Genomic DNA, 26,498 nt, shown 5'->3' with positions numbered 1-26,498 from the left:
CGCGGGATGGGAAACGGTCCGCGGGAGCCGCATCGAGGAGCGATTCTGATCCCGCCCGCGCGGCGAGGCGGCGTGCGGGATGAGAAAGGGGCCTGTGGGGCGGGGTGGGGGAGCGGAATTGATCCCGGATGGGGACGGGATGGGGCCAATGGGGACGGGATGGGTGGGGACGGGACGGGGACGGCCCGGGGTCTCGCGGGGAGACACCGGGCCGTCGGGAAGATCGGGTCACTCGGGGCGGAGGCGGAGCTGCGCCATCCCCCCGTCGACCTCGATGAAGGTGCCCGTGGTGGAGCCCGCGGCGGGACTCACGAGGTAAGCCACCGCGGCGGCGACCTCGTCGGGGCTCACCAGGCGTCCGTGGGGCTGTCGTGCCTCCAACGCGGCCCGCTCGGCGGCGGGGTCGGCCGCGGAGTCGAGCAGTCGTCCGACCCACGGCGTGTCTGCGGTGCCGGGGTTGACCGCATTGACGCGGATGCCCTCGCGCAGGTGGTCGGCGGCCATCGCGCGGGTCAGAGCCGACACGGCGCCCTTCGACGCGGAGTACAGCGCCCGCTGCGGGAGCCCGGTGGTCGAGGCGATCGAGGCCGTGTTGCACACCGCGGCGGCCGGGGACTTCCGCAGCCAGGGCAGTGCCGCCGATGTCACCCGTGCGATGCCGGTGACGTTGATGGAGAGGACGCGCGCCCATTCGTCGTCGTCGTTCGCGGCGATGTCGCCCTGCGCACCGATGCCGGCGTTGTTGACGACGATGTCGATGCGACCGAAGCGCTCGGCGACGGCGGCGACGGCGGCGTCCACGCTCGCGCGGTCGGAGACGTCGGCGGTGAACGCCGCGAAGCGCTCGTCGGCGTGTGTGGTGTCGCGGTCGAGGACCGCGACGGTGATGCCGTCCGCGTGCAGACGGTCGGCGATCGCCGCGCCGATGCCGGAGGCGCCACCAGTGACGATGGCCACGAGGCCTTCCGTGCCGGCGTCGGGTCCCTGAGCCTGTCGAAGGGTCACTTCTCTGCCTCCCATGCGATGAAGTCCTGGCGCTGGCGGCCGAGGCCGTCGATCTCGATCTCGACCACGTCGCCCGCCGCCAGGTAGGGGTACTTGCCGGACAGGGCCACGCCCTGCGGCGTGCCCGTGAGGATCAGGTCACCGGGCTCGAGCGTCACGTACTGCGACAGGTGGTGCACGATCTGCTCGGCCGTGAAGATCATGTCGCTCGTGTTCGAGTCCTGCCGCGGCTCGCCGTTCACGAAGCTGCGGAGGCCGAGCGCCTGGTGGTCCACCTCGTCCGGCGTGACCAGCCACGGGCCCGTGGGGTTGAAGCCGAAGGCGATCTTGCCCTTCGACCACTGCCCGCCGGAGACCGCCATCTGGAAGTCGCGCTCCGACACGTCGTTCGCGGCGACGAAGCCGGCGACGTGCGCCATCGACTCGTCCGGGGAGTCGAGGTACGCGGTGCGGGTGCCGATGACGATGCCGAGCTCGACCTCCCAGTCGGTCTTCTCGCTCCCGCGCGGGATGGTCACGGCGTCGTTCGGGCCCACCACCGTGTTGGGCGTCTTGAGGAAGATGATGGGGATGGTCGGCGGCTCCGACCCCGACTCCGCGGCGTGGGCGGCGTAGTTCATCCCGATGCAGATCACCGCACTCGGGCGGGCGATCGGGGCGCCGATGCGCATCGTCGCGGCGTCCGGCAGCTCGGAGAGCTCCCCGGCGTCGCGGGCGGCGGCGACGCGGGCGACGAAGTCTCCCGCAAGGAAGTCGCCGTTGACATCGGATGTCACCGGGCGGAGGTCGAGGTAGCGGTCACCCTCCAGGAGGACGGGGATCTCCGCCCCCGGGGTGCCGAGCCGCGCGAACTTCATGATTCTCCTGATCGTTCGGGAGGCCGCTGCTCAGCGGCCGGTCTCGTTGACAGTATAGACATCGGATGTTTACACTCCAAGAGATCCGCGCGGAAGAACGACCCGCGCATGGAGAGGAACCCCGTGAGCCGTATCGTCGCCCTCGACACCACCGACATCCGCTTCCCCACGTCGCTGAGCCTGGACGGCTCCGACGCGATGAACCCGGACCCCGACTACTCCGCCGCGTACGTCATCGTCCGCACGGACGCCGGCGACGGCATCGAGGGGCACGCCTTCGTCTTCACGATCGGCCGCGGCAACGATGTGCAGGTCGCCGCGATCGACGCGCTCGCCGGCCACCTGGTCGGGCGTGAGATCGAGCCGCTGCTCGACGACATGGGCGGCACGTTCCGCGAGATCATCGGCGACTCGCAGCTCCGCTGGCTGGGCCCGGAGAAGGGCGTCATGCACATGGCCATCGGCGCGGTCGTCAACGCGCTGTGGGACATCAAGGCCAAGCGCGCGGGCCTGCCGCTCTGGCAGCTGCTCGCCCGGATGACCCCGGAGGAGCTCGTCGACCTCGTCGACTTCCGCTACCTCACCAACGCCCTCACCCGCGAGGATGCGCTGGAGATCCTGCGCGCGGCGGAGCCCGGCCGGGCCGAGCGCGAGCAGCAGCTCCTCGCCACCGGCTACCCCGGCTACACGACCAGCCCCGGCTGGCTCGGCTACTCGGACGAGAAGCTCGAGCGCCTCGCCCGCGAGGCCATGGCCGACGGCTTCACGCAGATCAAGCTCAAGGTGGGCGCCGATCTCGACGACGACATCCGCCGCTTCCGCAAGGCGCGCGAGGTGTGCGGCCCGGACTTCCCCATCGCGATCGACGCGAACCAGCGCTGGGAGGTGTCCGAGGCGATCGAGTGGGTGAACGCGCTCGCCGAGTTCCACCCCGCCTGGATCGAGGAGCCCACGAGCCCCGACGACATCCTCGGCCACGCCGAGATCGCCCGCGGCGTCGCGCCCATCCGTGTCGCCACCGGTGAGCACGCGCAGAACCGGATGATCTTCAAGCAGCTCCTGCAGGCCGACGCGATCTCGGTCATGCAGATCGACGCCGTCCGCGTCGCGGGGGTCAATGAGAACATCGCCAACCTGCTGCTCGCGGCGAAGTTCGACGTGCCGGTGTGCCCGCATGCCGGCGGCGTGGGGCTGTGCGAGGCCGTGCAGCACCTGTCGATGTTCGACTTCGTGGCCGTCTCCGGCACGCGCGAGGGCCGACTGATCGAGTTCGTCGACCACCTGCACGAGCACTTCGTCGTGCCGACCGACATCCAGGGCGGCTCCTACATGGCCCCGACCGCGCCGGGGACGGGCATGGAGATGAAGGCCGACAGCATCGCGGAGTACACCTGGACGGGTGCGCATGTCCACGCCTGAGCGCCTGACCGTCCCGACCCTCGGCTACGGTGCCGCGAACGTCGGCAACCTCTTCCGTGAGCTGTCCGACGACGACGCATGGGCGGTGCTGGACGCGGCGTGGGAGAGCGGCATCCGCTTCTACGACACCGCTCCGCACTACGGCCTCGGACTGTCCGAGCGTCGCCTCGGAGCCTTCCTGCAGACCAAGCCGCGGGACGAGTACGTGCTCTCGACCAAGGTCGGCCGGCTGCTGCGCCCGAACCCCGACCACGCCGGCGGCCTCGACACCGCGAACGACTTCCACGTGCCGGACGACCTCCAGCGCGTGTGGGACTTCTCGGCGGACGGCATCCGGACGAGCCTGGACGAGTCCCGCGAGCGGCTCGGCATCGAGCGCATCGACCTCCTCTACCTGCACGACCCGGAGCGGCACGACCTCGACCTCGCGCTCGCCGAGGCCCTTCCCGCCCTGGAGCAGCTGCGCGCGGACGGCGAGGTGACCGCGATCGGCATCGGCTCGATGGTCTCGGAGGCTCTGGCGGCGTCGGTGCGCTCCGCAGACCTCGACCTCGTGATGGTGGCCGGTCGGTACACGCTGCTGGAGCAGCCCGCCGCCGTCGACGTGCTGCCCGCGTGCCGCGAGACCGGAACCGGGATCGTCGCGGCTTCGGTGTTCAACTCCGGACTCCTCGCGGCGAATGAGCCGCGTCGGGACGGCCGGTACGAGTACGGACAGCTCCCCGACGAGCTGTGGGACCGCCTCGTGCGCATCGCCGCGGTGTGCGCCGATCACGACGTGCCCCTGCCGGCCGCCGCGATCCGGTTCCCGCTCCAGGCCGACGTGGTGCGCTCCGTGGTGGTCGGCGGCAGTCGCCCGGCGCAGCTCCGGCAGAACGCCGAGTACGCTTCGCTGCAGATCCCCTCCGCGCTGTGGGAGAACCTCGCGGCCGAGGGCCTCATTCCCGCCTCCTGACGTCCGTCCACCGAGAGGAGCCGCCGTGCTCGAAGGAATCCACCCGCTGCTGACCGGGGAGCTGCTGCTGCATCTCGACCGGATGGGGCACTCCGACGCCGTGGTCGTCGCCGACGCGCACTTCCCGGCCTGGGGCCTCGGGGCGCGCGTGGTCGATCTTCCCGGCACCACGACACCCGAGGTCGTCGCGGCCATCCGCAGCGTACTGCCGCTCGACGACGCGCCCGGGATCGACCTGATGACCTCGGCCGACGGCGAGGTGCTGGACGTGCAGCGCGAACTGATGGCCGCCGCCGGCACGGAGCTCGACACCACGCGTTTCGTCGAGCGCTTCGCGTACTACGAGGTCGCGAAGGAGGCGTACCTCATGGTGCGTACGGGAGAGACGCGCAAGTACGGCAACGCACTGCTCCGGAAGGGCGTGGTCGGCCACCCCTCGGCCTGACGTCGTTCACAACTCAGGAGAACCGTCGGGGAAACGGCCGGACCGGCCGTTTCGACGCGGAGCGGCGCTCTTCTCCTGAGTTGTGAACGCGGGGTTCACCGCCCCACGGTCGACTCCCGCACGATGAGCTCGGCGGGGAACGGCGTGGGCGCCGGAGGCGCGGCGGTCGGATCGGCGAGGAGCTGCAGCAGCGCGGCCCCGGCGGCGCGGCCGATCTCGTAGCCGGGCTGCCGGACGCTCGTCAGCGGCACCACGCCCTGGTGTGCGGCGGCGATGTCGTCGAACCCGACGAGGGCGATCTCCTCCGGCACGCGGATGCCGTGGCGGAGCAGCTGCGTGAGCACACCGAGGGCCACTCCGTCGTTCGCGGCGAAGACCGCGTCTGGTCGCTCTTCCGCCGGGAGATCCGTCAGGTGCGCGCCGGCCCGGAGGCCGTCTTCCGTCGTGAGGTGTTCGACGTCGAGGACGGAGACGCGGGCGTCGGTCCCCGCCACCGCGTCGCGCAGTCCGGCGAGACGATCGTTCGACTGGCTCACCGTCGGGGCTCCGAGGAACAGGATGCGGCGACGGCCGAGGGAGAGCAGGTGCTCGCCGGCCAGCCGTCCGCCGCCGCGGTCGTCGAAGGTGACCGCGGCGACGGAGGGCGAATCCCGGATGGGGCCGACGACCACCGAGCGGATTCCGCGAGTCGCGAGCTGTTCCAGCCGTGGCACGACATCGCCGCGCGGGTAGATGACGATGCCCTGCACCCGGTGGGCCTCGAACATGTCGATGTTCTGCTCCTCGCGGGCGGCATCGCGGGCGCTGTCGCTGAAGAAGAGCGACCAGCCGCCCTCGCGGGCCACGTCGTCGACGCCGCGGGAGAGGTCGTTGAAGTACGGCAGCCAGGCGTCGAGGAGGATGAGGGCGAGGGCTTTGCTCGAGCCGGCGCGGAGCTGGCGGGCCGACTCGTTCGGCACGAAGCCGAGCTCGGCGATCGCGGCGCGCACGCGCTCCCGGCTGGCGGCGCCGAGGACGTGCGGGTGGTTCAGGTAGTTCGACACGGTCGACGCCGAGACCCCCGCGAGAGCCGCGACATCCTTCACGCTCGCGGGCATGGGCCTCCTTCGGCGGTGGGGCCGCAGACGCGCGGCCGGATGAGGCCCAGGCTAGCGGACGGGTTGTAACGTGCCAAGAAAGTTCTTGACACTTCCGCGGAGGGCGACGTAGCGTGACTCGAACACCGGACTTGTAACGTGCCAAGTCCGTGCGGCGACGGTGTCGGACACCCGCCGGAGGAGCGCTCATGAACATCGGCTGCCACGGACTCGTCTGGACGGGGACGTTCGATGCGGACGGTATCCGGCTCGCGGTCGAGAAGACGAAGCAGGCGGGCTTCGACCTCATCGAGTTCCCGCTCATGGACCCGTTCTCGTTCGACGTCGCCGCCGCCCAGGCCGCCCTCGCGGAGCACGGACTCGCGGTCAGCGCCTCGCTCGGGCTCTCCGACGAGACCGACATCACCAGCGGCGACCCCGCCGTGATCGCCGCGGGCGAGGCGCTCCTGCTCCGCGCGGTCGACGTGCTCGCCGAGCTCGGCGGTACGCACTTCTGCGGGGTGATCTACAGCGCGATGAAGAAGTACATGGATCCGGTGACGCCCGAGGGTCTCGCATCGAGCCGTCGCACGATCGCCCGGGTCGCCGACCACGCCGCCGCGCGGGGGGTCTCCGTCTCGCTCGAGGTCGTCAACCGCTACGAGACCAACGTGCTGAACACCGCACGGCAGGCGCTGGCGTACCTCGGCGAGGTCGACCGCCCGAACCTCGGGATCCACCTGGACACGTACCACATGAACATCGAGGAGTCGGATATGTTCGCGCCGGTGCTCGATGCGGCTCCCGCCCTGCGGTACGTGCACATCGGCGAGAGCCACCGCGGCTACCTCGGCACCGGGACGGTCGACTTCGACACGTTCTTCAAGGCGCTCGGGCGCATCGGCTACGACGGCCCCATCGTGTTCGAGTCGTTCTCCTCGGCCGTGGTCGCGCCCGACCTCAGCCGCATGCTCGGCATCTGGCGCAACCTCTGGACCGACAACGACGAGCTGGGTGCGCACGCGAACGCCTACATCCGCGACAAGCTCGTCGCCGTGGACTCGATCCGCCTCCACTGACGCCCGGGCGGCGGTTCGAGATCAAGATGTTATTACAGGTCTTCCCTCGCCGCCGATCGTTAGATACATTTAGATACAACTTGCACTGACCCGGGTGCAGGTCGCAGAATTGATCCGATGTTTACGGCGGAACGGTCCGCCGCAATCGCGACAGAACCTTCAAGGAAGCAGGTGAGCGCATGAGTGGACCCATCCTGAGGGTCGAGGGGATCAGCAAGGGATTCCCCGGTGTCCAGGCGCTGAAGGACGTGCATCTCGAGGTGCGCGCCGGCGAGGTGCTCGTGCTCGTGGGTGAGAACGGTGCCGGCAAGTCCACCCTGATGAAGATCCTCTCCGGGATCTACACCAAGGACGAGGGCACGATCACGTTCGAGGGGCAGGAGGTCGAGCTCACCAGCCCGCTGCAGGCGCAGGAGCTGGGGATCACGATCATCCACCAGGAGCTCAACCTGATGCCCGACCTCACGGTCGCGCAGAACATCTACGTCGGCCGCGAGCCCACGACGGGCCCGTTCCTGTCGGAGCGGAAGCTCAACCGGCAGACGGCCGAGCTGCTGCAGCGCCTGGACATCCACCTCGACCCCCGCCAGCGCGTGGGCGAGCTGACGGTGGCCGAGCAGCAGATGGTCGAGATCGCCAAGGCGCTGTCCTTCAACGCCAAGGTCCTCATCATGGACGAGCCGACGTCGGCCCTCACCGACAGCGAGGTCGAGACCCTCTTCGTCCTCATCGAGCAGCTCAAGGCCCGCGGCACCGGCATCGTGTACATCTCGCACCGCATGGACGAGCTGCGCCGCCTGGCGGACCGGGTGACCGTCCTGCGCGACGGCACATACATCGGATCACTCGACAAGTCCGAGATCACGATCCCGACGATCATCGAGATGATGGTCGGCCGCGTGATCGACGAGGGCACCCGCCCGCAGGCCCGGGAGCACCTCAACGACCCGATCGTGCTCGACGTGCAGGGGCTGTCCACGCGGAAGCTCCTCAAGGACGTGTCGTTCCAGCTGCACAAGGGCGAGATCCTCGGATTCGCCGGCCTCATGGGCGCCGGCCGCACCGAGACCGCCCGTGCCGTCATCGGCGCGGACCACCGCGACGGCGGCACGATCACGATCGGCGGGCGCACGGTCCGCATCGCGCAGCCCGCGGACGCGGTCAAGCACGGCGTCGGCTACCTCTCCGAGGACCGCAAGCTGCTCGGCCTCATGCTCGAGCAGGACGTCACCTTCAACACCGTGCTCGCGTCGCTCGGCTCCTACGCCAACGGCATCGGGTGGATGGGCGACAGCAAGGCCAAGAACCGCACCAAGGAGTACGTCCAGCAGCTGCGGGTGAAGACCCCCTCGGTCAACCAGGTCGTCAAGCTCCTCTCCGGAGGGAACCAGCAGAAGGTCGTCATCGCCCGGTGGCTGATGCGCGACTGCGACATCCTCATCTTCGACGAGCCGACGCGAGGCATCGACGTCGGCGCGAAGGAGGAGATCTACCGCCTCATGCAGCAGCTCGCCGACGCGGGCAAGTCCATCATCGTCATCTCGTCCGAGCTCCCCGAGATCCTCCGGGTCGCGAACCGCATCGCCGTGTTCGCGAACGGCCGCATCACCGGGACGCTCCGCAACGAGGAAGCCAGCCAGGAGAAGATCATGCAACTCGCAGCCCACGGGGAGGAAGACTGATGAGCACCCCACAGCAGTCCGGATCGTCGACGACGACGATCATCCAGACGGCCGTCAACGAGGACACCGACAAGCGCGACGTCGCCGGGTTCCTCAAGCGGCAGTTCCAGCAGTCGCTCGCGTTCGGCACCCTGATCGTCCTGGTCATCTTCTTCTCGATCGCCAGCCCGAACTTCTTCACCTTCAGCAACATCGCCACCGTGCTGCTGTCGACCGCGGTCATCGGCATCCTCGCCCTCGGCACGACGTTCGTCATCATCACGGGCGGCATCGATCTGTCGATCGGCACCGGCATGGCGCTCTGCGCCGTGATGACGGGTGTCCTCATCACCAACATGGGCCTGCCCGTGTGGGTCGGTGTGCTCGGCGGCATCGCGACCGGCGTGCTCATGGGCCTGGTGAACGGCGTCAACATCACGTTCCTGCGGCTGCCTCCGTTCATCGCGACGCTGGCCATGATGATGATCGCGGGCGGCCTCGCCCTCGTCATCTCGAACGTCGCGCCGATCTACTTCTCGACTTCGGCCCCGGACTTCAAGAAGATCGCGCTCGGCGTGCTCATCCCCGGCATCCCGAACGCCGTGCTCATCACCGCGGCCCTCGCGATCGTCGCCTGGCTCGTGCTGTCGAAGACGCTGCTCGGCCGCTACACGTTCGCGATCGGATCGAACGAGGAGGCCACGCGCCTCTCCGGCGTCAACACCCGTCGCTGGACGATCCTCATCTACATGTTCGCCGGCGCTTTCACCGGCATCGCGGGCATCGTGATCGCCGCCCGCCTCGACTCGGCCCAGCCGCAGATCGGCACCGGCTACGAGCTGCAGGCCATCGCGGCCGTGATCATCGGCGGCACTTCGCTGCTCGGCGGCCGCGGCTCGATCCTCGGCACCGTGATCGGCGCGCTCATCATGAGCGTCCTCGTCAACGGCCTACGCATCATGTCGATCCAGCCCGAATGGCAGAACATCGTCGTCGGCGTCGTCGTCCTGCTGGCCGTCTTCCTCGACTCGCTGCGCAACCGCCAGCGGACCTGAGACACGGCGGCGGCGAAACCCGTGCCCGCCGCCGTCCCCGGCTCCGGCCGGACCCCGCGGAAAACCTCCGCACAGGCACCACGAATGTCCACCCGCCGGTCCTGGCCGGCACCCACACAGAACAACGGAGTTTCCATGAAATTCGGCAAGAAGACCGCATTCGCGGCACTCGTGGCCGCATCCGCGCTCGTGTTCGCCGGCTGTGCCGGCGGCGGCGACGTGATCGAAGAGGGCTCGGGCAGCGACACCGGCAGCGGCGACGGCGAGATGTACATCGCCATGGTCTCGAAGGGCTTCCAGCACCAGTTCTGGCAGGCCGTCAAGAAGGGCGCCGAGGAGAAGGCCCAGGAGCTGGGCGTCAAGATCACCTTCGAGGGCCCGGCCGCCGAGACCGAGATCGCGCAGCAGCTCGAGATGCTGACCGCCGCGATCGACAAGAACCCGGACGCCATCGCCTACGCCGCCCTCGACCCCGAGGCGTGCGTCGCCCCGCTCGAGCAGGCGAAGTCGAAGGACATCCCCGTCGTCTACTTCGACGCCCCGTGCAACGGCGACGTCGGACTCAGCCTCTCCGCGACGGACAGCAAGGTCGCCGGCGCGCTGGCGGCCGAGCACATGGCCGAGCTGATCGGCGGCGAGGGCGAGGTCGCCATCGTCGGCCACTCGCAGATCAACTCGACGGGTGTCGAGCGTCGCGACGGCTTCGTCGAGAAGATCGAGGCGGACTACCCCGACATCGAGATCGTCGACATCCAGTACGGTGACGGCGACCACCTGAAGTCGGCCGACATCGCCAAGACGCTCATCGCGGCCCACCCCGACCTCAAGGGCATCTACGGCACCAACGAGGGTTCGGCCATCGGCGTCGTGAACGCCGTGAACGAGCTCGGCCTCGAGAAGGGCAAGATCACCATCGTCGGCTTCGACTCCGGTGCGGCCCAGATCAACGCCATCAAGGACGGCACCATGGCCGGCGCCATCACGCAGGACCCGATCGGCATCGGCGCCCAGGTCGTGCAGGCGGCCTACGACGCGGCCAACGGGGACGACGTCGAGGAGTTCTACGACACCGGTTCCTACTGGTACGACAAGAACAACATCGAGGACGACAAGATCGCCGCGGTCCTCTACGAGTGACCCGCACGACGGAGCCCCTCGCCTTCGGGCGGGGGGCTTCGTCGTGTCCGGGGGAACTCCGGCTCCGGTCCGTGGTCCGGGGCGGCTGCACGATCGGACCCCTGATCTCCTCGTGCACCCGTGTCGGGGTCGTGCGGCTGAAACAGGGAGACGGAGAGGGGTGGGGTCAGAGGGGGCGGAGGAACGTGAGGATCGAGGTGGGCTCGACGATGAGCTCCTGCAGGGCAGCGTTGAAGGGGATGCCGGCGGGTGCGTGCAGGTGGGCCTGGAAGGCGTCCTCGTCGCGGTAGACCTCGTACACGAAGAAGCGGTCAGGGTCGTCGACGAGGCGGTGGGCGTCGAAGACCATGTTGCCCTCCTCGGCGCGGACCACCTCGGCGAAGTCCCGCAGCAGCGCGGCGACCCGGTCGGCGGCTCCCGGCTGCGCGGTGAAGACGGCGTGGAGGACGGTGGGTTCGGGCATGACGACTCCTCGGGTTCGGGTGGTCAGGAGTGGAGGGTCAGGAAGCGCGCGGGCGTCGTCACGAGCATCCGGTGCACGGCGTCGTCACCCACGGCTTCGCGGAGCCGCGGAAGGTAGCGGTCGCCCAGGTAGGCGAGACCCGGCATGCCGCCGTACGCGATGTATCGGGTGCGGCGGGCGACGTCGCCCCCGAGCAGGATCCGGTCACCGGCGCCGCGCTCCACCACGGCGACCGTGAGTGCCAGCAGCTCGGCGTCGGAGCGGGTGCGCGGGCGGGCGAAGCCGTCGTACCCGAGGTGGGCACCGCGCTCGGCCAACGCGACGTGCAGACCGGGGTCGGGGTCGCGGTCGGCGTGGGCCAGCACGACGCGATCCGCCGGCACCCCCTCGGCTCCCAGCAGGTCGAGGACCTCGTGGGCCGCGGTACCGAACTCCAGATGCACCATGACGGGGGCTCCGGTCTCCCGGTGCGCCTGAGCGACGGCGACGAGGGTCGTCCGCTCGAACGGACTGAGGCGCCAGTAGTCGGCCCCGCCCTTGAGCATGCCGGCGCGGACGGGCTGCCCATCGGGACCCGCGGCGAGAGGCACGTCGGGCGTCTCGAACACCGCGGCGTCGTCTGCCGGCATCCCCCGCGTGAGGTCGGACACGAACAGGGCGGCGAGGCGGTCCGCGCCCCACACCTGCATCGGGTGGTCGGGGCCGTAGTGGGCCTCACGGTGCCGGCCCGTCGTGGCGACCACGTGCAGTCCGGTCGCGGCGCTGATGCGGGCGACGGCGGCGGGGTCGCGACCGAGGCCGAACGGGGTGGCGTCGACCATGGCCTCGAAACCGCTCGCCCGCAGCAGACCGGCCTCCTCGCCGGACGCGGCCTCGTCGTCGAGCTCGTCCCCGACCAGCAGCGGCGACACCTGGAAGAGGTGCTCGTGGTAGTCCACGCGCCCGAGCCGCGCCGGGTCGAGGTCGCCGAGGACGGTCCGCACGGCGGGCATCAGCGCACCGACTCCGCGGCCTCCGCGAGGCGCTCGACGGTCTCGGGCGTGAGGTCGAGGTCGAACACGTCCGCCACGACCTGCGACCAGCCGTGGATGAAGTACCGCCAGCCGTCGACCACGTGCAGGCCGCGGTCGTCCTCCTGTGCCTCGGCCTGGTGCAGGAACTCCAGGGAGCCGCGGTAGTTGAACTCCCACACGTACGCGCCCTCGGGGAACACGACGGCGTCGGTCAGCGGGGAGCCGGGGCGGTCCTTGCCGAGCCCGGTGGCGTTCGCGATGACCGATCCCGCGGGCGCAGCGGCGACCAGGGCGTCAGCCTCCTCCGGCGTCTCGGTGACGACGTAGCGGATCAGTCCCTCGGGGGTGCCGTGCTGGCGGTGCACCTCGCGGAGGTGGTCGAGCTTGTCCTGCGTGCGCGCGGTGACGGTGATGAGGGCCGGGGCATCCTCCCGCTCGGCGAGGGCCCAGCTCAGCGCGGTGCCCGATCCGCCCGCACCCAGGATGACGACCTCGGCCCCGGTGCGCGCGAAGTGGTCGGCGGGGAGGAAGTCGCGCAGCGCCAGGTCGACCGTGATCGGGTCCTTCGCGCGGCCGGACAGCGTGGACCCGCGCTTGGCGATGCTGGAGATCTCGGCGCAGGACACGGCGAACGGGTCGAGGTCGTCGAACAGGTCGGACGCCGCCGCGTACACGTTCATCTTGTGCGTGGTGACCAGCGCGCCGCGGTGGTGCGGGTCGTCGCGGATCTGCTCGACCATGGCGCGGTACTGGGCGGGGTCGGCATCCATCGGCAGATCGTGGCCGACGAGGGTCCGGGTGGGGAGGCCGAGGATGTCGGCCCACAGCGGGAACACCTTCATGATCGACGACGAGGCGGTGGTGACGCCGACGAAGCCCATGTAGTCGGCGGTGGCGGGGGCGGACGTCGCGGCGGTGGTCATCGGTTCTCCTCGGGAGCGGACGCGGGCAGGGGCACGGGGTGGGCGGGGTCGGCGCCGCGGAGGACGGCGAGCACATCCGCGAGCGACAGCTCTCCCATGTTGTCGACGGCCTGGGTGGTCTGGGCACCGAGGTGCGGGGTGACGATGACGCGGTCGGCGAGAGCCGGGTCGAGCAGGGGGCTGTCGTGCGCGGCGGTGTCGCCGTCGAGCATGTCGGCCGCGTACCCGGCGAGGATGCCGTCGCGGAGCGCGTCGGCCACGGCCTGCTCGTCCACGAGGTCGCCGCGGGCGGTGTTGACGAGCATGGTCCCCGGTCGCATCACGGCGAGGCGTTCGGCGTCGACGAGGCGCTGCCCGCCGGGGGCGTGCAGGGTGATCACGTCGGCGGTGCGGAACAGGTCATCGAGGCCGAGGGGGTCGGCGCCGTGGTCCCGCACGAGGTCGGCGGGGAGGAACGGGTCGGAGGCGAGCAGCCGCGGGCCGAACCCGCTCAGTCGCCGCGCGACCCCTTGGCCGATCCGCCCGAAGCCGACGATGCCGACGGTCGCGGCGCCGAGCTCCCGCCCGCGGCGGACGCTCCAGTCGCCGGTCCGCACGCGGCGGTCGCCGTCCGGAATGGTGCGCAGAGCGGCGAGCATGAGGCCGACCGCGTGGTCGGCGACCGCATCCGCGTTCGCGCCGGGGGTGTTCGTGACCGGGATGCCGCGGTTGCGCGCCGCCGCGAGGTCCACCGCCTCCGTGCCGACCCCGTAGCGCGCCACGACCTTGAGCTTCGGGCCCGCGGCGAGGTGCGCGTCGGTGACCGGTCCGGTGCCGGCGATCCAGGCGTCGGCGCCGTGCAGCAGCACGCGCAGCTCGTCGAGGTCGTGGTGGGCGGGGCCGCGGAGGATGCGGTGTCCGGCCTGCGCGGCGCGCCCGACCAGGTCGAGGTCGCCGTCCGAGAAGGAGCGGCTCGTGACGAGGATGACGCCCATCAGCGCGGCCTTCCGGCGAACCACGGTGCGAGGGCAGCGTACGCGTCGGTGAAGCGGGCGTGGCGCTCGGCGTAGACCGCATGCCGGGACGGGTCGGGCGTGAACTCGGCGGTGACCTCGCTGAGCGCCCGGGCGGCGGAGAAGTCGGTGAGGCCGAGGCCGACGGCTCCCGTGACCGCGGCACCGAGGCTGTTCGCCTCCTCCACGATCGTGCGGCGTCGCACCGGCACGCCCCACACGTCGGCGAGGACGGCGAGGTAGACGTCGCTCTGCGCCCCGCCGCCGACGGCGTCGATGCGGTCGATCGTCGCGCCGGCCTCACGGAACGCCTGGATGCAGGTGAGGAGGTTGAACGCCGTCCCCTCCAGGACCGCGCGCACGAGGTGGGCCCGCCCGTGGTGGCGGGCGAGACCGACGAAGGCCCCGCGCGCATCCGGGTCCCACAGCGGGGAGCGCTCGCCGAGCAGGTAGGGGAGGAAGTAGAGGTCGTCGGTGTCGATGTCGCTCGCGGCCTCGGCGACGAGGCGCCCCGTCTCCGGGTGCGCGGGGTCGACGGAGAGGGCTTCGGCGATCCACTGCACCGAGGCGCCGCCGGCCTGCATGGTCGCGGTCGGCACGAACGACGCGGGCACGACGTTGTCGAACGTGAAGGTGCGCATCGCGGGGTCGTGCAGCGGGGCGTCCGCTGCGAAGGAGATCCACGAGGAGGTGCCGAGGCACACGTAGGCGCCGTCCTCCGGCGCCACGACGCCGGAGCCGACCGCGGCGAGCGGTCCGTCGCCCCCGCCCATCACGACCTGGACGCCGGTGTGCAGCCCGAGCGCCTCGGCCGCGGCGGGCGTGAGCGGGCCCGCGATCTGCGTCGACTCCAGGATCTCGGGGAAGAGGGCGGGATCGAGTCGCGCGGCCGCGAGGATCTCCGGCGACCACGTGCCCGCGACCTGGTCGTACGCATTGGTGCCCGAGGCGTCCGAGCGGTCCGTGGCGAGCCGCCCGGTCAGCCGCAGCACGATGAAGTCCTTGGCGACGCACACCCGGCGCACGCGCTGCCACACCGCGGGTTCGTTGTCGCGCACCCACATGATCTTCTCGAGGGAGTAGGTGGGGTTCAGGCGGTGGCCGAGGATCCCGTAGGCGCGCTCGGCGCCGACCGCCGCCTCGAGCTCGCGCTGCTGGGCGCCGGCGCGGGTGTCCGCCCAGATGATCGCGGGCCGCGCGGGCTCGCCGTCGGCGTCGAGCAGCACGGCGCCCATCATCTGTCCGCTGACCACGAGGCCCGCGACCTCGGCGGCGGCGGTGCCGGTGCGCGCGAGGAGGTCGCGGGTCGCCGTGACGACCGCGTGCCACCAGTCGGCCGGGTCCTGCTCGGCGACGCCGCCGGCCGCGAAGTGGGCCGGGTACGGCACGGTGACCGCGGCGATCAGGCGACCGTCGTCGTGGTGCAGGGACGCCTTGTTCCCGGTGGTGCCGAGGTCGTGGGCGATGATCATGGCCGGAGCCTATTCCGCGTAGGGGCGCAGGTCGACGCCGGACTCCGCGCGGTATGCCCGCGAGCCCATGCCGTGCTCCAGCACCCAGCCGTAGTCGTGGCCGGCGCCGCCCGGGTACACCGCGAGGAAGGAGTAGGGCTCGTCCCCGGTGTTCACGGAGCGGTGCGCCCAGCCCGGCGGGATGTAGCCGATGGTGCCCGGGAGCATGTCGAGCCACTCGGTGCGCTCGCCGTCGAACATGAGCAGTCCGCCGCGGCCGTGCAGCGCGAGGTAGATCTCGCCCTGATGGTCGGGGTGCTGGTGGCCCTTGGTCATCCAGAGCTCGCCGCCCGTGTCGCCGGGCATGATCGTGGTGATCGACTGCGGCAGCTCCCGCTCGATCTCGGGGACAGGGGAGCTGACGACCGTGTAGACGATCGGGTCCTCGCCCGCGGCGGCAGCCGCCCAGACGTCGTGATCGCGGAACAGGCCCTCGAGGTCGGACATCCGCCGGGTCAGGGTGGGGCCTTCGGGGGAGAGGGTGAGCTTCTCGGCGTCGAAGGCGATCGCCATCGGGGAGATCGGCGGGGTCTGGTACTCGGGCATCCATGCTCCTCGAAACGGGTGCTGCGTCGTCGCGCAACCTGTAATGACAAGCTCACTGTACCTGTTATGACAGGTTGCGTCCAGTGCTCTCCTGCGCGGAGCAGGCCGCGCGCGCGATGGCCGTCAGCCGCCGAGCACCCGTTCCAGGTGCTCGCGCCCGCCCCGGATGGCGCCCGCCGTCACGTCCGCCGACCCCGGGTACTCGGCGTGACCGGCGGGAAGGACCGCGAGGTCGAGATCGCGCGCCCCGGCGGCGACCGCGAACTGCCCCTGCGGCGGCACGTACTGGTCCCACAGGGCCGCCTCCACCCGGACCGGCACCTCCGTGAAGCCGATCGCGGTCGAGGAGTCGAACCAGCGCAGCACCTCGCGGGCCTCGGGATGCCGCAGGACGTGCTGACGCACGGTCTCCCCGCTCCCCAGGCACGGCACCGCCAGCCGTTCGTCGTACTGGCCGAAGCTCGGCACGATGAGGGTGGCTCCCACGAACCGGTCGTCCCACGGCAGGGCGAGCGCGCCGATGCCGCCGCCGAAGCTCTCCCCGACGTAGTAGAGAGGAAGCGCGCCGACGACCGAGACGAGGACGTCGGCCGCCAGCCACAGGTCACGGGCGCAGAGGCCGAGCACGTAGCGCTCCGGGTCGTCGATGCCCGCGAGCACGTGCTCGGGGGTCGGCTCGGGCGCTCCGATCCCCGCGTTCAGCACGCCGAGCCCGCGGGCCACGGGATAGATCGCCGCCACATCGTCCGGCACCCGGGCGAGATCGACCGCGTCGCGACCCCCGTAGCCGTGGCCGTGCACGACGCCCGCGCGGGGAGAGCCGTCGAGGGGCTCGACCACCCAGGCCCGCAGCCGCACACCGTCGACGCCGGCATGCTCGACGACGGACACCCGACGGCCTTGCTCCTCGGAGGTGGAGAGGACGACGGGGGCCGCGTCCACCGCGGCGGCCTCGCGCCGCCAGCGCCGCCAGCGGTCGGCGAAACCGGGCGGCGCGGGCACGGGGCGGACGGCGCGGAGGTCGGCTTCGGTGCGGCCGTAGCTGCCGTCGAACGCGGCATCGGGGAACCAGGTGGCGTAGGGCTCGGGGAAGGTCATGCGGGCTGAGGGATCCTGTTCCGGGAGTGGGGCGGGCGGGGGTGCGTGGCAGACTGGAGGCTCCATCGGAAGGAGACCGCGTGCTGGTCACGGAACGACGCGAGCGCATCCTCGCCCTGACCCGCGATCGCGGTACCGCGTCCATCGGCGAGCTCGCGGCCACGCTGCAGGTGAGCGAGATGACCGTGCGGCGCGACATCGATCAGCTGGCCGAGGAGGGCGCGGTCGAGCGCATCCGTGGCGGCGTGCGGGCTCGGGGCCTCCAACGTCTGGTTCCGGCTCCGGCGGCCTCGGCCGAACGGCGCGCGATCGTCGCGGCGGCCGCGGATCTCGTGGAGCCCGGAATGGCGGTCGGCATCTCCGGCGGACCCACGGCCCTGGCGCTCGCGCGGGAGCTCGTGCGCGTCCCCGAGCTCACGATCGTCACGAACGCCCTGCCGGTCTCCGACCTGTTCTCGCCACCGGATCGCGCCGACGCCCCGTACACGCAGACGGTCGTGCTCACCGGGGGCGTGCGCACGCCCTCGCAGGCCCTCGTCGGGCCGGTCGCGGTCCGCGCCCTGGAGCACCTGCACTGCGATCTCGTGTTCCTCGACGCCCACGGCCTCGACGAGCAGGCCGGCATCACGACCATGAACCTGCTGGAGGCCGAGACCAACCGGGCGCTCATGGCTGCGGGCCGGGAGGTCGTCGTCCTCGCCGAGCACACCCGCTGGGGCGTGGTCGGACTCACGACCGTCGCCGACCTCAGCGACATCGACCGCCTCGTCACCGACGACGGCCTCGACGACGGCGCACGGGAGCTGCTCGCGGCCCACGTCGGCACCCTGCACGTCGCGCCGCGCGACGGCGGCGACGAGCGTGCGCTCGCGACGGCCCTCGCGGACTGAGTCCGCCGCCGTCATCGGGCCGTGCTCGCCCGCGGGATCAGCCGGGCGCCGACCGTCACGTGCCGCACCGGGAGATCCGCTCCCGGCGGCGCGGCGATCTGCCGTTCGAGCTCCGTGAACGCGGCGTCCACGAGGCGGGCGTGGTCGGGAGCGATGGTGCTGAGGGCGGGGACGGCGAAGCGCGCGGCCCGGATGTCGTCGATGCCGACGACGGCGACGTCACCCGGCACGCTCCGCCCCTGGGCCTGAAGGGCGGCCAGCGCACCGAGGGCGACGGAGTCGTTCGAGCAGACGATGCCGTCGAGGTCGGGGACCGCGGCGGCCATCGCCCCGGCGACGCGCTCACCCTCCTCCGCCGTGAAAGCGTCGACCTGTGCGGTGAGGGCGGGGTCGGCCGGGATGCCGGCGGCGGCCAGGGCCTCCAGGTACCCGGCGTGCCGACGGTCGGCGGCATCCGAGGGGCGGGCGTCGCGGCGTCCGACGAAACCGATGCGGCGGCAGCCGACCGCGAGCAGGTGCTCGGTGGCCGTGTAGGCGGCGGCCCGGTTGTCGATCGTGACGTGCGTGAACGGGCTCACCTGGATGTGCTCGCCCAGCAGCACGAGCGGCCCGGGGGAGGTGCGGCGCGTGAGGTCGGCGACCGTGAGCGAGCGCGGGATGTGGATCAGCCCGTCGATGGGCGGCAGACCGACGCCGTTGGCGACGTCGATCTCGCGGCCGTGGTCGCCCTCGGTCTGCACGATGAGCACGGCCAGCCCTCGGTCGTCGGCGCCCCGGACGATGCGCGAGCCGAGCTCCGCGAAGTACGGCTCCTCCAGATGCGGCACCGCGAGCGCGATGAGTCCCGTGCGGGTGGCCCGCGCGACGGGGAGCACGCGGCCGCCGGGCGAGGTGGTCACCTGCGGCCTCCTGGAGGGACGACGGTCTCCGCCGGGACGACGGATGCCCTTCACGTTAGCGCTCTCCGTCACGATTGCACTCGGAACGCGATCACGCGTGCCTCCGCGACGCCGTTCGTCCGCTCCACCACGAGGCGGGCGGCCGTGAAGGCACCGAGGTCCGCCGCCAGCGGATGCACCCGCAGGCGATGACGGTTGTCCCGCTCCTCGGCCACGGTGCGCCACTCCTCGGAACCCGCCTGCTGCACCTCGACCCGGTAGTCGCGCACGAGCTGGGGCAGCACCTCGTCGGGGCTCCGGTGGTGATGCAGGGTGTTGAGCTCGAGGTCCACGTCGTCGTCGAACACGAGGCGGATCTCGGAGGCCGAGACCGGCTGCTCCCAGTCCAGGCGCAGCCACTGCGGACCCTCGGCCTCCGGGGCGGACGCCCACAGGTGCGGTCCGCCGAACGGGCGGTTGTACCCGGAGACGGCGCGCTCCGGCGCGACCGCCTCGGAGTCCGGGCTCGTGCGGAACGCGGGCACCCGTCCGCGCAGCGGCTTGGTCGGCCACTGCACGAGGAGACCGTCGCGGTCGACCTGCACGTTCCGGTCGTCGTTGTCGACCCGGTGCACGAGGGTGAGCACTCCGGGCGGGAGCTCGTCGGCGAGCTGCACCTGCACCTGCGGGTTCGCGCGGAGCACGATGATCGCGTTCTGCGGGTCCTCGGGGGCGAAAGGCGTCTCCGCCCGCACCCAGGACGGACCACCGGCGGGGACGTCGATCACGGTGCGGTGCTCGAGCACCGCGGGCACGATGTTCTGCGGACGGCCCGTGGACCAGACCTCCACCGTGACCTGCGTGTCGACCTCGGCGCCGAGCAGCAGCTCGGTCGTGTCGAGGCGCGGGTGCACGGGGACGACGATGCCGAGGTCGTCCGTCAGGGTGTGCGGGGTCGCCGCGGCCAGGGTGCTCTCCGGGGTGCCGATCGTGCGCAGGGTGCTGGACGCGGTGACGGCGGCGGTGCGGGCGAGGTCGGAGGGATCCTCGTTCGCGACTCCGATGAGGGAGGCGTCGGCGCGGAGCAGCGTCTGCCGGAGTTCCGCACGATGGTGCTCGTACAGCGCGCGGGGCGTGGCGTCGTGCGCGTAGCAGAGGGCGGCGGCGGTGCCCGCGGCCTCGCCCATCGCCGCGCACGTGGCCATCACTCGGGCGGCACCGAAGGCGATGTGCGTGGCCGAGATATCGCGACCCGCCATGAGCAGGTTGTCGACGTTGACGGAGTAGAGCGAGCGGAACGGGATCTCGAAGACGCCGTCCGAGAAGCGCTGCACCGCGCCCGCCCCCGTCGCGTACATGCCCTCGGCGGGATGGAGGTCGATGGACCAGCCGCCGAACGCGATGCCGTCGTCGAACGACGTCTGCTCCAGGATGTCCTGCTGGCGCAGCGTGTAGTCGCCGATGAAGCGGCGGTACTCGCGCTTGCCGGGGATGTTGCCGATCCACTCCAGGGTCAGGTTGTCGGCGTCGAACTCGCCGGAGTTCTTGATGTGGTCCCAGATGCCGAGGATCACCGACCGCAGCTCGTCGCGGATGGCCTCGTTGTCGTCGACGATGTCGAGCGTGCCGCCCCACTCGATCCACCAGTAGTGCGCGCCGCTGTCGCCGCTGCGGATGATGCGCGACGAGGGGATCGGGGTGGTCGAGATGTCCTTCGCGCTCTCCGGCGCGACGTACTTCACCGGGTGCCCGAGATCCTTCGTATAGAAGAGGAGCGTCGAGCCGAGGAACTCGCGCACGGGCTGCTCGGGCGCCCAGTCCTCGCCGAACTCGCTGCGGCTCTCCTTGCCCAGTCGGTGCCGGGCGCCGACGAGCCGTCCGACCAGGCCGTCTCCGGTGCAGTCGAGGAAGAGCGGCCCGCGGAAGACGGTGCGGATCTCCGAGCCCATCGTCCAGCCGGTCACCGACCGGACCCGACGGGCGTCGTCGGGTCCGGTGGCCTCGGCCTCGAGCACCTCCGTGTTGAGGAACAGCGTGAGGTTGGGCTCGCGGCGCACGATGTCGAGCACCACGTCGTCCCAGTACACGGGGTTGCCCTCGGGGTTGCGGAACTGGTTCTCCCGGTACATCTCGCCGATGATCCCGGTCTCCCGCGCCCACCGCTGGTTGCCGTGGGCGGTCGCTCCGCACACCCAGACCCTCACCTCCGAGGAGGAGTTGCCGCCGAGCACCGGCCGGTTGTTGATCAGCACGGTACGTCGGCCGAGGCGGGCGGCCGCGACGGCGGCGCTCACTCCGGCGAGGCCGCCGCCGACGACGATGATGTCGGCTTCGACGGTCTGGGTGCGCATGGGGATGGGTTCCTTTCGGGAGGGGGGATGATGCCGCTCAGCGCGCGGCGATCGCTTCGATCTCGTAGACGCGGGCGACGTCGGTGGCGGAGTCGGACGGGTCGGTGATGACGAGGCGCACGGCATCGGCCGTCCGCCCCTGGGCATCGACCACGACCGTCGTCTGCGTGTTGCCGGTGACGGTGCCGACCGTGACCCAGCCGCTCGCGGTGCGCAGCTGGACGGCGAAGTCGCGCAGCACGGAGGTCTGCGGCGGGCCGACCGTGTACCCACTGCGGACCCGGACGACGTCGAGCGGCGCGGCCTCGTCCCACTCGACCGTGATGGTCGGCTGGGTGTCGGAGGCCGCCGAGATCCACCGGCTCGCATCCGTGCAGCCGCCGTCGATCGCCTTCTCCGGGCCGGTGTCGGCGCGGAGCTGGGACGAGGCGGTCGCGGTGCCGCCGAGCGCCAGGTTCTCGCCGCCGGCGTCGCCCCGGAGGGAGGCCACGATGGCGGAGAGGCTGGTGGTGCCGGGCTGCCCGTCGCGCGGGATCTCGGCATGCCGCAGCGTCCCTCCGCTGGGGACAGCAGGGGCGCTGAGGTAGACGACGTCGGTGCCGTCCGTGCGGGTCGCCGCGCGGAGGCGCTGCTGGCCCACGACCGGATCGCCCACGGTGTCGGCGGTCCATCCGGACGCTCCGGCGGTCAGCAGCACCGTCTGACTGCGGGTGATGCCGCAGTCCTGCACCGACACCACGGCGTAGACGCGGGTCTCGCCGCCGGCGGTGGTGGTGTCGAGCGCCGCGATGGTCTGTACGCCGCCACCGAGGGCGTCCGTGTCCACGAGGGTCTCGCTCGTCCAGGCGGAGCCGGTCCAGGTCGCCCACCGCACGTCGAAGGCGTTCTCGGTCTCGTCCGCGTACCGGTAGGTCACGCCCACGAGCTCGCCGTCGGCCAGGGCCATCTTCGCGGTCTGCACCGCGGGCACGGCGTCGCCGATGGTCTCGCCGGGCTCGTAGCCGCGCCACACGACGGCGCCGGGGGTGTCCGGGCGGATCGGGGTCGGCAGCGCCTGCCCGGCGACGTCCCGGAAGCCGCCCGCGGCCGGGTCGTACACCGCGTAGGAGCCGAGGTGGCGGTAGGGATCGGCGGGCCACGGGCCCCACTCCCACAGCACGTGCACCTTGCCGCTGGCATCGACCTCGAGGTCGTCCGGGTAGAAGGAGTGGTTCACGGCGGCGGCGATCGTCGTCTCGCGGGTCCACGTTCCGGCCACGGGGTCATAGTGGTACAGCACCCCGTCGCGGCGAGCCTGCGGATCGGCGCCGATGCGCACCATGAGCCAGATGTCGCCGTCGGCTCCCTGCGCCGTGACCGGGTAGGAGACCGCGGCCCCGGCGTCGGGCATCTCCGCGCTCGCATCGACGAGCGAGGTCGCGTCGTACGGCGCGGTGGAGCGGAAGTACTTCCAGGGCTCGTGGTGCATCGAGACGAACGCGTGGATGTAGCCGTCGCCGTCGATCGCGATCGACGGCTGGTTGTGGCCGTTGTCGTCCGCGTACTCGGCGCAGGCCCCGGTCGCCAGACGCAGGCAGCCGGTGGTCCACGTGCCGTCGGCGGCGCGGACCGAGAGGTTCACCTGGTGCTTCGCGGCCACCGAACCGGGCACGTTGTACGCGAAGTACGTCTCGTCGCCGTCGACGACGAGCGGGTTCCACCAGCCGGACTGGTTGGAGCTGTCGACCGTGACGGGCACGGTCTCGACGTCGGGGGTCGCGGCGGCGGCCGGAGCGGGCACGGCGAGGACGAGCGCGGCGAGGGCGGCGGCAGCGGTGGCGCCGGCCTTCCAGCGGAGGGTCATGGCGATGCTCCTCAGCCCAGCAGCTTCTGCGCCTGGTCGCCGGCCTGCGCCATCGCGTCCTTGGCGCTCTGCTGACCGACGAGGACGGCCTGCACGCGGTCGGCGATCACGGTCTCGATCTGGGCGTACTGCGGGTACTGCCAGAACGGGTTGGTGGTGGCGGTCGCCGTGATCTTCTCGGCGAAGCGGGCGCCGAACGCGTCGGACGCCACCTCCTTCGAGGACTGCGCCTCCTCGGTCACGGGCGGCAGGCCGCGCAGCTCGTAGTCGCCGAGCACCGCCTTCAGGTCGCTCGTGGCCCACTGGCCGAAGTCCGCGGCCGTGCGGGTGCTGTCGCCGGAGCCGCCGCCGACGATGGCGATGGCGCCGCCCCAGACGAGGGCGCGCGGGGTGTCGCCCTTCTTCAGCACCGGGCGGGACTCGGGCACGAGCTTGGAGGCGAGGTCGGGATCCGGCGAGTCCTTCGTGACGGACGCGCGGCCCACGGGGGCGTCGTCGTAGATCGCGGCGCGGCCCTGGGCGAACAGGGAGCGGGCGTCGAAGCGGTCGACGTCGGCGGCGATGAGCCCCTGGTCGTACAGCGACTTGTACCAGGTCACCGCCTCGATGCTCGCGTCGTCGCCGATCGTGACCTTGCCGTCCTTAACGAGGTCGCTGCCGAACGTCTGCATCCAGATGAGGACGTCCTTGAGCTGGGCGGCCTTGGTCGAGGCGGCGTAGGGGATGAGGCCGCCGCCGAGGGCCTTGAGCTTCTTCAGCGCCGCCTCGAAGTCGTCGACGGTGGTCGGGAACGTGGAGATCCCCGCCTTCTTCAGGAGCTCGGAGTTGGTGATGAGCCCGATCGCGCCGATGGTCCACGGGAACGCGTACTGCTTCCCGTCGAGCTGCGTGGCCTCCAGGCTCGAGGCGGTGTAGCCGCGGCCCATTGTGAGTGCCGAGACGTCCTCCAGCTTGCCGAGCGCGGCCAGCGAGGCGAGCCAGGCGACGTCGACGTGCGCGGCGCCGGTGAACTGCCCGCCGCGCACCTGCAGCATGAGCTGCTTGAAGTACTCGTTGTAGGGGAAGGAGACCTCGGTGATGCCGACGTCGTTGGTCTTCTTGTAGCCGTCGAGCAGCGCGCGGGTGGCCGGGGCGGCGGCCTCCTCGGTGAGCGACCAGCTGGAGAAGGAGAAGTCGGTGGCGGTGAAGTCGCCCGCGCCGAGCCCGGCGCCGGGGGAGGAGGACGGACTGCCGCTGCCGCCGCCGCTCGGCATGCAACCGGCGAGGAGGAGGCCGGCGGCGCCGAGCCCGGCGAACTGCAGCAGCTGGCGACGGGAGACGGTGGTGTTCTCGGACATGAGGGTGCTCTCTCTTCTTCGAGGGACTGCGGATGAGGGGGTGGTGCGGGTCAGCCCTTGACCGCGCCGGCGGTGAGTCCGCCGACGAGGAAGCGCTGCAGGGCGATGAACGCGATGGCCACGGGGAGCGAGACCACGAGCGAAGCCGCCATGAGCTCGGGCCAGGCGGTGGACGCCTCGCCGATGAACGTGTTGACGAGTCCCGGCGGCAGGGTCTGCTTGTCGGGACCGGCGAGCGTGAGGGCGAAGATGAAGTCGTTCCAGCCGCGGACGAACGCGAACAGTCCTGCGGCGATGAGGCCGGGGGCGGCCAGCGGCAGCACGATCGAGTGGATGATGCGCAGGCGGGAGGCGCCGTCGACGCGGGCGGCCTCGATGAGCTCGTCCGGGATCGTGTCGAAGAAGCCCTTCAGCATCCACACGCACAGCGGCAGCGTGAACGTCGTGAACGACAGCACGAGCGCCGTGTAGGTGTTGAGCAGGCCGTAGGCCGAGAACACCGCGTAGAGGGTGATGAGCAGCAGCGCCTGCGGGAACATCTGCGACGCCAGCACGAAGTACATGAGGCTGCGGCGGCCGCGGTAGCGGAACTTCGAGAACGCGTAGCCCATGTACGCCGATACCAGCACCGAGAGGATCGCGGTGATGACGGAGACGACGATGCTGTTGCGGAGGTAGCCGAACAGGGCCGGGTTGTTCGCGAGGGCGGCGTAGGCCGCGAACGTGATCTCGGTGGGGAACAGCTTCGGCGGGTAGCTGAACACCTCGGTACGCGGGGTCAGCGACGTCGCGAGCAGCCAGTACACGGGCAGCAGGGCGAACCCGCCGAACACGACGACGGCGATCCAGGCGCTCACGGTGGAGGCACGGCGGTCGGCGCGGTGGCGCCGACGGCGGGGCGCGGCGGGCGGGGCGGAGACGGCGGCCACCGTCTCCTCGGTCAGCACGGCGGTCATCGCTTCTCTCCCTTCTCGGACAGACGGACGTAGACGACGACGAGCGCCATCAGCAGGATCATCCAGAGCAGGCCGATCGCCCCGGCGTGGCCGAGGTCGAAGCCGTCGAACGCGGTCTCGTACACCGCGGTCGCGAACGTCTGGGTGGAGCCGGCGGGACCGCCGCCGGTGAGGACGTAGATGATGTCGAAGTGCTGGAAGTTCCAGATGAACTCCAGCAGGATCACGAGGCCGATGATGCCGCTCATCTGCGGGACCGTGATGGAGAAGAAACGGCGGATGGTGCCGGCGCCGTCGATCTCGGCGGCCTCATGCAGCTCGATCGGCACGGTCTGCAGGCCGGCGAGGAGCATGACCATCATCCAGGGGAACGACTGCCAGGTCTTCGCGACGATCACGGCGATCATGGCGGTGGTGGGGTTCGCGAGCCACGCCTGGGGGGAGTCGATGAGGCCGACGGTCTCCAGGGCCGCGTTGAGCACGCCGTAGTTGGCGTTGAAGATCCACATCCACAGGAACGACACGACCACGCCGGGGATCAGCCACGGGATGAGCATGAGGCCGCGGAGCACCTTGGCGCCGCGGATGCGCGTGTTCAGGGCGAGGGCGAGGCCGAAGCCGATCACGAACGGCGCGATGGTCGTGCCGAGGGTGAAGACGAGCGTCTGGGTGAGGAGCGGGAAGAACTCGCCGGTGAGCACGTCGACGATGTTCTGGAAGCCCACGAACTCGCGACCGGGCTCGACGAGGCTCTGCTTGTAGAACGCGGTGATGAGGGCCGTGATCAGCGGGTACACGACCACGGCGGCGAGGAGCGCGAGGCCGGGAGCCGTGAGGAGGAGCGCGAACATCCCGTCCGAGAGGCGACGGGGCCGGCGACCTGTTCCTATCTGTGAGGAAATGGTCTGTTCTGTCATCTAGGTCATCCTTGGCCTGGGGTGATGTGTCCGCACTCTCGCGGTGCGGTCTCGGGCTTCCTCAGTATTTCCGGCAGATTACGGCGACGTC

24 protein-coding genes are annotated in these 26,498 nt (G+C 71.1%); 8 read left to right on the top strand and 16 right to left on the bottom strand.

The features are described 5' to 3' along the window. Positions 1-228: 228 nt before the first annotated feature. Both KVS71_RS11600 and KVS71_RS11595 read right to left on the bottom strand, forming a co-directional pair. On the bottom strand, positions 229-1,020 hold the full coding sequence (locus KVS71_RS11600) for an SDR family NAD(P)-dependent oxidoreductase (RefSeq protein WP_060922360.1): 792 nt from the start codon (positions 1,018-1,020) through the stop codon (positions 229-231). Next, positions 1,002-1,862: a fumarylacetoacetate hydrolase family protein gene (locus KVS71_RS11595; protein ID WP_217584612.1), complete on the bottom strand. Its 861-nt coding sequence runs from the start codon at positions 1,860-1,862 to the stop codon at positions 1,002-1,004. The genes KVS71_RS11600 and KVS71_RS11595 overlap by 19 nt, the downstream gene beginning before the upstream one ends. A gap of 123 nt (positions 1,863-1,985) precedes the next feature. Here KVS71_RS11595 and KVS71_RS11590 point away from each other — a divergent pair, with 123 nt between their 5' ends. Genes KVS71_RS11590 through KVS71_RS11580 form a run of 3 tightly spaced genes read left to right on the top strand, consistent with a single transcriptional unit; the run spans position 1,986 to position 4,681 of the window. Continuing rightward, positions 1,986-3,281 (top strand): L-fuconate dehydratase, encoded by a 1,296-nt coding sequence (locus KVS71_RS11590; protein WP_217584659.1) that lies wholly within the window; start codon positions 1,986-1,988, stop codon positions 3,279-3,281. Continuing rightward, on the top strand, positions 3,268-4,236 hold the full coding sequence (locus KVS71_RS11585; protein WP_060922367.1) for an aldo/keto reductase: 969 nt from the start codon (positions 3,268-3,270) through the stop codon (positions 4,234-4,236). The genes KVS71_RS11590 and KVS71_RS11585 overlap by 14 nt, the downstream gene beginning before the upstream one ends. A 25-nt stretch (positions 4,237-4,261) precedes the next feature. Next, the gene (locus KVS71_RS11580; protein WP_025105374.1) at positions 4,262-4,681 is read left to right on the top strand and encodes an RbsD/FucU family protein; all 420 of its coding nucleotides are present in this window, start codon (positions 4,262-4,264) and stop codon (positions 4,679-4,681) included. Positions 4,682-4,776: 95 nt separating this feature from the next. On the opposite strand, the gene KVS71_RS11575 is transcribed toward KVS71_RS11580, so the two are convergent. Next, positions 4,777-5,778, bottom strand: a complete 1,002-nt coding sequence (locus tag KVS71_RS11575; RefSeq protein ID WP_217584611.1) for a LacI family DNA-binding transcriptional regulator — start codon at positions 5,776-5,778, stop codon at positions 4,777-4,779. Between the two features lie 188 nt (positions 5,779-5,966). Here KVS71_RS11575 and KVS71_RS11570 point away from each other — a divergent pair, with 188 nt between their 5' ends. From KVS71_RS11570 to KVS71_RS11555, 4 genes are all read left to right on the top strand, one after another. Beyond that, positions 5,967-6,836: a sugar phosphate isomerase/epimerase family protein gene (locus KVS71_RS11570; protein ID WP_217584610.1), complete on the top strand. Its 870-nt coding sequence runs from the start codon at positions 5,967-5,969 to the stop codon at positions 6,834-6,836. A gap of 179 nt (positions 6,837-7,015) precedes the next feature. Next, positions 7,016-8,518 (top strand): sugar ABC transporter ATP-binding protein, encoded by a 1,503-nt coding sequence (locus KVS71_RS11565; RefSeq protein ID WP_025105377.1) that lies wholly within the window; start codon positions 7,016-7,018, stop codon positions 8,516-8,518. Continuing rightward, positions 8,518-9,552 (top strand): ABC transporter permease, encoded by a 1,035-nt coding sequence (locus tag KVS71_RS11560; protein WP_174521432.1) that lies wholly within the window; start codon positions 8,518-8,520, stop codon positions 9,550-9,552. The genes KVS71_RS11565 and KVS71_RS11560 overlap by 1 nt, the downstream gene beginning before the upstream one ends. A gap of 135 nt (positions 9,553-9,687) precedes the next feature. Further along, positions 9,688-10,689, top strand: a complete 1,002-nt coding sequence (locus tag KVS71_RS11555; protein ID WP_060922356.1) for an ABC transporter substrate-binding protein — start codon at positions 9,688-9,690, stop codon at positions 10,687-10,689. A gap of 166 nt (positions 10,690-10,855) precedes the next feature. Here the strand turns inward: KVS71_RS11555 and KVS71_RS11550 are convergent, their stop codons facing one another. The 7 genes from KVS71_RS11550 to KVS71_RS11520 all read right to left on the bottom strand — a co-directional run bounded on the left by KVS71_RS11550 (position 10,856) and on the right by KVS71_RS11520 (position 17,235). Then, entirely contained in the window at positions 10,856-11,152 is a 297-nt protein-coding gene (locus tag KVS71_RS11550; protein ID WP_060922355.1) for a putative quinol monooxygenase, read from the bottom strand. Positions 11,153-11,175: 23 nt separating this feature from the next. Then, positions 11,176-12,144 (bottom strand): aryldialkylphosphatase, encoded by a 969-nt coding sequence (locus KVS71_RS11545; RefSeq protein ID WP_217584609.1) that lies wholly within the window; start codon positions 12,142-12,144, stop codon positions 11,176-11,178. Further along, positions 12,144-13,088 carry a shikimate dehydrogenase gene (locus KVS71_RS11540; protein WP_217584608.1) on the bottom strand — a complete coding sequence of 315 codons (945 nt, stop codon included), beginning with the start codon at positions 13,086-13,088 and terminating at the stop codon, positions 12,144-12,146. Before KVS71_RS11540 ends, KVS71_RS11545 begins: the two co-directional genes overlap by 1 nt. Further along, the gene (locus tag KVS71_RS11535; RefSeq protein ID WP_217584607.1) at positions 13,085-14,086 is read right to left on the bottom strand and encodes a phosphoglycerate dehydrogenase; all 1,002 of its coding nucleotides are present in this window, start codon (positions 14,084-14,086) and stop codon (positions 13,085-13,087) included. The genes KVS71_RS11540 and KVS71_RS11535 overlap by 4 nt, the downstream gene beginning before the upstream one ends. Further along, the gene (xylB, locus tag KVS71_RS11530; RefSeq protein WP_060923619.1) at positions 14,062-15,552 is read right to left on the bottom strand and encodes a xylulokinase; all 1,491 of its coding nucleotides are present in this window, start codon (positions 15,550-15,552) and stop codon (positions 14,062-14,064) included. Before xylB ends, KVS71_RS11535 begins: the two co-directional genes overlap by 25 nt. Before the next feature lie 9 nt (positions 15,553-15,561). Then, entirely contained in the window at positions 15,562-16,137 is a 576-nt protein-coding gene (locus tag KVS71_RS11525) for a glucose-6-phosphate isomerase family protein (protein WP_217584606.1), read from the bottom strand. Positions 16,138-16,260: 123 nt separating this feature from the next. After that, positions 16,261-17,235: an acetylxylan esterase gene (locus KVS71_RS11520; RefSeq protein ID WP_217584605.1), complete on the bottom strand. Its 975-nt coding sequence runs from the start codon at positions 17,233-17,235 to the stop codon at positions 16,261-16,263. An 80-nt stretch (positions 17,236-17,315) separates the two neighbouring features. Here KVS71_RS11520 and KVS71_RS11515 point away from each other — a divergent pair, with 80 nt between their 5' ends. Further along, the gene (locus tag KVS71_RS11515; RefSeq protein ID WP_025105387.1) at positions 17,316-18,125 is read left to right on the top strand and encodes a DeoR/GlpR family DNA-binding transcription regulator; all 810 of its coding nucleotides are present in this window, start codon (positions 17,316-17,318) and stop codon (positions 18,123-18,125) included. Between the two features lie 11 nt (positions 18,126-18,136). Here the strand turns inward: KVS71_RS11515 and KVS71_RS11510 are convergent, their stop codons facing one another. The 6 genes from KVS71_RS11510 to KVS71_RS11485 all read right to left on the bottom strand — a co-directional run bounded on the left by KVS71_RS11510 (position 18,137) and on the right by KVS71_RS11485 (position 26,341). After that, on the bottom strand, positions 18,137-19,024 hold the full coding sequence (locus KVS71_RS11510) for a LacI family DNA-binding transcriptional regulator (protein WP_231919662.1): 888 nt from the start codon (positions 19,022-19,024) through the stop codon (positions 18,137-18,139). A gap of 68 nt (positions 19,025-19,092) precedes the next feature. Continuing rightward, a complete protein-coding gene (locus tag KVS71_RS11505) occupies positions 19,093-21,354 on the bottom strand; it encodes an FAD-dependent oxidoreductase (protein ID WP_217584604.1) in 2,262 nt (753 codons plus the stop codon). Positions 21,355-21,391: 37 nt separating this feature from the next. Beyond that, on the bottom strand, positions 21,392-23,197 hold the full coding sequence (locus tag KVS71_RS11500; RefSeq protein ID WP_217584603.1) for a BNR-4 repeat-containing protein: 1,806 nt from the start codon (positions 23,195-23,197) through the stop codon (positions 21,392-21,394). Between the two features lie 11 nt (positions 23,198-23,208). Further along, entirely contained in the window at positions 23,209-24,534 is a 1,326-nt protein-coding gene (locus tag KVS71_RS11495) for an extracellular solute-binding protein (protein WP_217584602.1), read from the bottom strand. A gap of 50 nt (positions 24,535-24,584) precedes the next feature. Further along, a complete protein-coding gene (locus KVS71_RS11490; RefSeq protein WP_217584601.1) occupies positions 24,585-25,490 on the bottom strand; it encodes a carbohydrate ABC transporter permease in 906 nt (301 codons plus the stop codon). Further along, positions 25,487-26,341, bottom strand: coding sequence for a carbohydrate ABC transporter permease (locus tag KVS71_RS11485; RefSeq protein ID WP_174235390.1), 855 nt, complete (start codon positions 26,339-26,341; stop codon positions 25,487-25,489). The genes KVS71_RS11490 and KVS71_RS11485 overlap by 4 nt, the downstream gene beginning before the upstream one ends. Positions 26,342-26,498 lie beyond the last annotated feature (157 nt).

It is taken from the genome of Microbacterium sp. GbtcB4, from assembly GCF_019091465.1.
Lineage (GTDB): Bacteria > Actinomycetota > Actinomycetes > Actinomycetales > Microbacteriaceae > Microbacterium > Microbacterium paraoxydans.
The sequence above is the reverse complement of the archived record's forward strand: the minus strand, read 5'-3'. Positions and strand labels throughout refer to the sequence as shown.